This is a genomic window from Lapillicoccus sp. (assembly GCF_046595215.1).
Classification (GTDB): Bacteria; Actinomycetota; Actinomycetes; order Actinomycetales; family Dermatophilaceae; genus Lapillicoccus.
On record NZ_JBKJPP010000088.1, the window covers coordinates 1 to 2,816 of the forward strand.

Consider the following 2,816-nt stretch of genomic DNA (forward strand, 5'->3'; position numbering starts at 1 on the left):
ACGGCGCCAGCTATGACGTATTGGCTGACGGCCGGCGCCTCGTCGTTCCCGACCTGCTCGGCTTCGGGGACTCCTACCTGTCCGCGTCCCCAACGGGTTACGCCCTGGACGCGCACCTGGACGCACTCGACGAGATGGCGACCGCCCTGCAGCTGACCGGACCACTCATTGTCGCGGGGCACTCGATGGGAGCAGTCCTGGCACTGCACTGGGCGGCCCGCCGAGGCGCCCAGGTCCAGAAGGTGATCGCGATGAGCGCACCGCTCTATCTCACCCCCGCCGAAGGACGCTCGCACGTGCGCGGCCTCGGACGGATGGAGGCGATGATGGCGTTCGACACCGCCGTCGCGCGCGCGTCCTGCGCCTGGATGTGCCGGCACCGCACCACGGCAGGTTGGGTCGCTGTCGCGCTCAAGCCGCGCCTGCCAGTTCCCCTGGCCCGGCGCGGGGTCCTGCACACCTGGCCGGCGTACCTGGCCAGCATGGAACACCTGGTCCTACACAGCGAGTGGCAGGCCGCGCTGGCCACCCTCTCCGCGGCCCGGGTCCCGGTGCTCTTCGCGGCCGGGGACCGCGACCCAGTGCCTGTCCCTGGACGCACCGCGCAACTCGCCGAGCAGTACCCGACAGTCACCTCGGCCCTCCACCCCACCGCCGACCACGACCTGCCGCTGGTCGAACCGGCTTGGTGTATGCGCTTGTTCGACGACTCACCTACACGCAACAAGGTGGCGCCAACCGCAGCGCAGGAGGACCCTGGCTGTGCTGCACCTGGGTGACGCCGATTGCCAGAGGAGAGCCGCACACGACGCAGATCGCACTGTTCGTGGGCGTGGCCGATCACCTGCGGCCACGCCACAAGCAGTGATGCGTGGGAAAGAGCACCCAAACCTGCGCCCCTCAAGCTCGCACGTCGCAGGAAGTCCATCCCCACGATCAGTGGCTGAGGGTGGCCCCGGGACAGTCACGGGAGGACGGGCAACGTATGTCGCCGTTCGCTTTCCGGAACGACCACGCATCCTGATAGGGCACGTCTGGATGCGGGTGAACCAAGCCACCGTTGACCCTGACCCGGTTCCCTCTCCGGCGCGAACTTCGCACTGTGCCTCAGCGTTGCCGCAGGGCAGCCACCTCGTCGCGGGCTACCCGGAGGTCCTCGGCGGTGGCACCGGTCGTGGCCTCGTCGTGCATGCCGCGTGTACGGCCCGGTGGACACACGGAGCAGTGCCGACCGTCGCGCATGGGCCGAACACAGAATAGGTAGGTCAGCCCGATCGAGGCCAGCAGGGTCAGGGACGCTACGGCCAGCTCCATCAGCGGGCCGGCCTGGTGTCCTGTGGGGTGGTCCTGGTCTCGCGCTGGGCGGCTTGAAGCTGCGCGGCTTGGAGCTGGTCGATCTCGGCGCGCAGCCGCGCGAGCTCGGCGCCGGCGTCCGGCGGGGGAGATTCGGGCGAGGCGGGCTGCATGGATCCGCGCATCATGAACCACATCATCAGGCCCATCCCGACCGGGCACGCCAAGATGGCGAGGCTGTAGAAAAGTGTTGTCATCGTGAGCTCCTTGTTGGTAAATGGTCGTTCGTGCTGCCGGGTGAGCCGTACTACTAGTCATGATAGTAACAAATGGACGAGGCGCTACAACAACTAAGGCTGACAACCCCCGGCAGATGCAGGTCGCCGCCGTCCGCGGTTCCGCCCTGCGGACAGAACCGGACCCCCTCGAGCTGCTTCCCGCTCTACGGGGCACCCGGCCTACAGCGCCTGGGCCCGGCCGCGGTTCCGTTGGCGCAACCGGTCCTGCTCTCGGGCTCGACCGTCTCCGTCGGCGGCGCCGTCATCCGAGGGGGCGGGGCTTCTTGGCGCAGGGTGGTCAGGACGGCGGTTCACTGGGTTGCGTTGATTCGCCCGAGGGCTCAAGCAGCGATCCGGCCGCGCCGGTCCAGGACGAAGGTGGTCGGGACCGCGTTGGGGGCAGGCCTCGGAAGGCGAGCAGGGCCTGGTTGTCGGGGTCGAAGATGCTGGGGCAGGCAACGCTGTAGTTGCGGACGAGGGCCTGCGCTGGCCAGGTTGTCGCGCACGTCGACACCCAGGAACTCAACGTCCTGGTCGCGGGTGGCGTGCGTGAGCCGGACCAGCTCGGGAGTCTCGGCCCGGCAGGGTGGGCACCAAGAGCCCCAGAAGTTGACCACGAGAAGGTCACCGGCCCAGGCCGCCGAGTCGAACCCGGTCCCGGCCAGGAGGGCGCCGCGCAGCGTCGGCCCCGGTAGCCGCCGGTCGGGTGCGACCAGGCTCAGCACCCCGGGTGTCGCTATGCAGCTGCTCGCGCTGTCCCCGGCGGTGGTGGTCCGCGCCCGCCAGGCCAGGGCGCCGGCGATGCCGGCCGGGACCAGCAGCGCGAGCAGCGGCCACGGCACCCGTCGCCTGGCGCCCATGGGCGGGCGCGCCGGTTCGCGGTCCCAGTCGGCGTCGCCGGCCAGCACGTGGTCCTCGAGAAACGAACGGGACATCAAAGTGCTCCTCTACGGACGCCCTGACTGGGACCCGGTCGAACCGCGGGGGCATTGTCCTAACGCCAGCGGCTGAGCCCCCACGACATGAGCGCGGCACCGATACCCCGGGTCGGGATGTGGTGCGGGTCGCCCGGCAATGTCACCGATCCTGTGCGGTGCGGAAGATGGTCGGGTCCCGGCGTTCCCGGGGCGGGTCGATCTTCGTGCTCATGTTGGCGTCGGGGCCCCGCTCCGGGCCAGCTGTCGGCGTAGTTTCTTCTCGGAGAGGCGGCCGTAGCTGAAGGGCTGCCCGTCAACGAGTACTCCG

Annotated in this window: 3 protein-coding genes; 1 reads left to right on the plus strand and 2 read right to left on the minus strand. The window is 69.6% G+C overall.

The window, feature by feature from the left end; translation table 11 throughout:
- The coding region (locus tag ACLL9L_RS07425; RefSeq protein ID WP_411284006.1) for an alpha/beta fold hydrolase at positions 1-779 on the plus strand (779 nt) is incomplete at its 5' end.
- A 534-nt stretch (positions 780-1,313) separates the two neighbouring features.
- Here the strand turns inward: ACLL9L_RS07425 and ACLL9L_RS07430 are convergent.
- Complete coding sequence (locus tag ACLL9L_RS07430; protein ID WP_411284007.1) at positions 1,314-1,550, minus strand: hypothetical protein; 237 nt, start codon at positions 1,548-1,550, stop codon at positions 1,314-1,316.
- A 362-nt stretch (positions 1,551-1,912) separates the two neighbouring features.
- The gene (locus ACLL9L_RS07435; protein WP_411284008.1) at positions 1,913-2,506 is read right to left on the minus strand and encodes a TlpA family protein disulfide reductase; all 594 of its coding nucleotides are present in this window, start codon (positions 2,504-2,506) and stop codon (positions 1,913-1,915) included.
- Between the last annotated feature and the right edge of the window lie 310 nt (positions 2,507-2,816).

Coding starts and splice junctions, on each gene's coding strand:
- ACLL9L_RS07430 (WP_411284007.1), bottom strand. CDS start 1,550: ATGACAACACTTTTCTACAGCCTCGCCATCTTGGCGTGCCCGGTCGGG.
- ACLL9L_RS07435 (WP_411284008.1), bottom strand. CDS start 2,506: ATGTCCCGTTCGTTTCTCGAGGACCACGTGCTGGCCGGCGACGCCGAC.